This window comes from Roseiarcus sp. (assembly GCF_052145395.1).
In the GTDB taxonomy this organism is placed as follows: domain Bacteria; phylum Pseudomonadota; class Alphaproteobacteria; order Rhizobiales; family Beijerinckiaceae; genus Roseiarcus.
In genome coordinates this window covers 1-3,915 of the sequence record NZ_JBKQOT010000605.1, presented here as the reverse complement: position 1 = coordinate 3,915, position 3,915 = coordinate 1, and the positions used below count along the sequence as shown (strand labels likewise).

4 protein-coding genes are annotated in these 3,915 nt (G+C 67.4%); 2 read left to right on the top strand and 2 right to left on the bottom strand.

Features of this window, described 5'->3' with window-relative positions:
- Positions 1 to 425, bottom strand: a 425-nt coding sequence (locus ACLP25_RS20855) for a wax ester/triacylglycerol synthase domain-containing protein (RefSeq protein WP_442471065.1), incomplete at its 3' end; no start/stop codon positions are given.
- Between the two features lie 109 nt (positions 426 to 534).
- Between ACLP25_RS20855 and ACLP25_RS20850 the strand changes: the two genes are divergently transcribed.
- Positions 535 to 1,257 (top strand): FFLEELY motif protein, encoded by a 723-nt coding sequence (locus tag ACLP25_RS20850; RefSeq protein WP_442471064.1) that lies wholly within the window; start codon positions 535 to 537, stop codon positions 1,255 to 1,257.
- 74 nt (positions 1,258 to 1,331) lie between these two features.
- A complete protein-coding gene (locus ACLP25_RS20845) occupies positions 1,332 to 2,849 on the top strand; it encodes an acyl-CoA synthetase (RefSeq protein ID WP_442471063.1) in 1,518 nt (505 codons plus the stop codon).
- A 90-nt stretch (positions 2,850 to 2,939) separates the two neighbouring features.
- On the opposite strand, the gene ACLP25_RS20840 is transcribed toward ACLP25_RS20845, so the two are convergent.
- The coding region (locus tag ACLP25_RS20840; RefSeq protein WP_442471062.1) for an AMP-binding protein at positions 2,940 to 3,915 on the bottom strand (976 nt) is incomplete at its 5' end.

The window sequence follows — 3,915 nt, the reverse complement described above, 5'->3', positions numbered from 1 at the left end:
ATCAGCGCCATGCCGTCGGCGATTGCGTGATGCATGCGAAAGATCACCGCAACGCCGCCCTCGTATTTGTCGACGAAGTGCACGGTCCAGAGCGGATGGTTGGGATCGAGCGGCTCGGAGGCAAGCTCGCCGGCGAGGCGTTCGAGCGCTTGCTTGCCGCCGCGACCCGGCAGGCGGACGCGTCGAATATGGTGACTGAGGTCGAAATTGAGATCGTCGCGCCAGAAGATTCCGGTCGGCGTGCGCTCGACCATCTGACGATAGCGGCGGTAGCCGAGAAGCCCCTCGACGATCTGGTTCTCGACACGCTCGATGTCTACCGGCGCTTCCAGCATCCAGACGCCGACGATCATCATCAGGTTGTTCGGACGATCCATCCGCAGCCAGGTCGTATCGACCGACGACATGCGCTCCCTATGGCTCATCGTTTTCTCCTTATGCGTCATCGTTCTAGCGCTTTTGCGCGCGGGGAAAAAGCGGTTCGGGCATGTTTAGGGCGATCGACCTACTCGATTCGGGATAGAATAACTTGCGATGACGAAGGATACGTATCGCGACCTGCTGCTGACCGAGCTCGACCGCTCGGAGGCGTTGCGGGCGCGCACCCGGGAGGACCCCGAGTTCAACGGGAAGCGGGTCTTGCTCCGCGTCTGGCAGGCGGGACGGCTCGCCCGCACGCACCGGGATCTGCTGGAGAGCCGCCGCTTTCACGAGGCCGCTCAATTCTTCCTCAACGACCTCTATGGGCCAACCGATCTCAGCCGCCATATCGAGGAGGTCCGCCGCATCGTGCCGGTCATGACCAACGTCCTGCCCGACTCTGGGCTGGCGACGGTCGCGCACGCGATGGAGCTCAACGCGATCTCCGAAAGCCTGGACGAAGCGATGGTCGAGACGCTCGGCGACAAAGCCGAAACCCTGGACGAGGCGACCTACGCGGCGGCCTACCGGGCGATCGACCGCGCCGAGGACCGGGCGCGCCAGATCGACCTCATCGAGCTGCTCGGCATGGCGCTCGACAGGCTGACCCATATCCATTTCATCGGCATGACGCTGAAACTGATGCGGAAGCCTGCGCGGCTCGCCGGTCTCGGTGAACTGCAGGCCTTTTTGGAGCGTGGCTATTCCGCCTTCGGGGCGATGCGCGGGGGGTCCAGCGAGTTCGTGACCATCGTGGTTGGCCGCGAGCGGGCAATCTCGAGGGCGCTGCTCAACGGCGACGACGAAGCGCTGCGGCGCCCGCAGCCTCGGCCATAGCGCGGACCACGGTCGAAAAGGCTTGAGCGGCCGCGACCGCGGCGTCAGAATTCCCGCTCATCCCGGACTGATCCATGCCGCTACCCGCCGGAAGTTTCAACCTCGCCTGGCATTGCCTCGGCCGACAGGCGCAGATGCGCGGCGGCAAGATCGCGCTGATCATCGCCGACAGCCCCGACGCGCTTCGCTCCTGGACCTACGCGGAGCTCGACGCGAAGGTCCGGCGCCTCGCCGGCGGCTTCCTCGCGAGCGGGCTGAAGAAGGGCGACCGGGTGATGATTCGCGCCGCCAACGACGTCGAAGCGGTGATCGCGATCTTCGCGACCGCCGCGATCGGCTGCGTCGCCCAGCCGGCCTCGCTCATGCTGACGGCCGAGGAGGCGCTGGCGGTCGCCGCCGACTCGGGCGCCTCCGCGATCGTGCTCGGCGACGCCGAGCCCGCCGAGCGCGCGCTGTTCGGACACATGCGCGTCTTCGACGGCGCCGATGTGGCTCGCCTCGCCCAGGAGGGCCCGCCGGCGGAATACGCGGAGACGGCGCCAGACGACCCGGTCTATCTCGTCTACACCTCCGGTTCGACCGCCGAGCCCAAAGGCGTGCTGCACGGGCATCGAGTCGTGATCGGCCGCGAGCCGATGGCCGACGGTTGGCTCGGGCTTGACGAGGACGACGTCGTCCTGCACGCGGGCAACATCAACTGGACCTACACGCTCGGGGTCGGGGTGCTCGACCCATTCGCGCGCGGCGCCACGGGGGCGCTCTATGCCGGCCCGCGCGACCCGGCGATCTGGCCGCGGCTGATCGAGGCGACCGGCGCCACGATCTTCGCCGCGGTGCCGAGCGTCTACCGGCAGTTGCTGAAGTACGGGGACCCCTCGCCCCAGCGCCTCGGGCGTCTGCGCCACGGCGTCACGGCCGGCGAGGCGCTCCCGCCTGACCTGCTCACCCACTGGCGCGAGGCCAGCGGGACCTGGCTCTACGAGGCCTTGGGGATGAGCGAGATCTCGACCTACATTTCGAGCCGGCCGGGCGAGGCGATCCGGCCGGGTTCGCCGGGCCGGCCGCAGCGGGGACGGCGCGTCGCCGCGCTGGCGGTCGAGGGCGGGACCGACCCCCTGCCGCCAGGCGAGGTCGGCCTCCTCGCTGTCCATCGCAGTGATCCGGGCCTGATGCTCGGCTACTGGAACCGACCGGAGGAGGAGGCGGCCGCTTATCGGGGCGAGTGGTTCCTCGGCGGCGACCTCGCCGAGTTTGACGCCGACGGCTATGTCTGGCACCGCGGCCGCAACAACGACATCATGAACGCCTTCGGCTACCGGGTGTCGCCGCTCGAAGTTGAGAAGGTTTTGGCGACCCACCCCGACGTCGCCGACGTGGCGGTGACGGAGCGCAAGGTGTCAGAGGACGTCTCGGTGATCGCGGCCTTCGTGGTGCCAAAGCCGGAGACAGCGCCGGCGGAGGCGGCACTGCTGGCCCATTGCGCGGCGCATCTCGCCGTCTACAAGCGCCCGCGGAAAATCGTGTTCGTGAACGAGATCGCCCACACGCCGAACGGCAAGGTCAGCCGAAGGCTGCTGCCGCAGATCAGTTAGCGAACTACTATTGTTGATACATTCGCGGTCGCGCCGACCCGATTTTCCCCCAGTTGCCCGGGCCGACCCCGTGCGCTTCGAGCAAGCCTGTCACTGCTGCGCCGCCGCGCCTCCCGCCTTCGCGAACGTCTGCCGAAGCTGGTATTTCAGAATTTTCCCCGTCGCGTTGCGCGGCAGCGCGGACACGATCTCGAGCCGCTTCGGCAGCTTGTAGTGGGCGAGGCTCGCTTCCGCGAAGGCGCGCAGCTCCTCGAGCGTCAGCGACTGTCCCGGCTTCAGCGCAACGACCGCGACGACGCGCTCGCCCCACTGCGAATCGGGCTCGCCGATCACACCGGCCTCGGCGATCGCCGGGTGGCGCATGAGCTGGCTTTCGATCTCAGCCGGATAGACGTTCTCGCCGCCGGTGATGATCATGTCCTTGATGCGGTCGCTGATGGTGAGGAAACCTTCCTCGTCGAAGAAGCCGGCGTCGCCGGTGTGGAACCAGCCGTCCGCGTCGATCGCCTTGGCGGTCGCGTCGGGCAGGCCCCAGTAGCCCTTGGTCACGTTCGGCCCGCGCACCAGAATCTCGCCCTGCGCTCTCGCCGCCGTGAGCTCGCGGCCGTCGGAATCGACGATTCTGACCTCGACGAACATCGGCGTCCGGCCGGACGAGCCGACCTTGGTCAGCGCATATTCCGGCGCAAGAAAGCTCACCATCGGCGAGGTTTCGGTGAGGCCGTAACCCTGCTGCATCATGACCCCGCGCGCCAGATAGGTTTTCAGCACCGGAATCGGGCAGGGGGCGCCGCCGACGATCAGCACGCGGACCGATGAGAGGTTTGTCTCCACGAAGTTCGGATGCTGCGCCATGAACAGGAACATCGCCGGCACGCCAAACATCGTCGTGACCTTGTGCGCGGCGATGTCGGCGAGCGCGCGGCCGGGGTCGAAGGCGCGCTGAAGGACCACCAGCGCTCCCTTCTGGAACGCCGCCAGCATCGTGACGTTGAGGCCGCCGATATGAAAGATCGGCGCTGGGACCAGCGTCACATCGTCGGCCAGCATGTCCAGCGTGTGCATG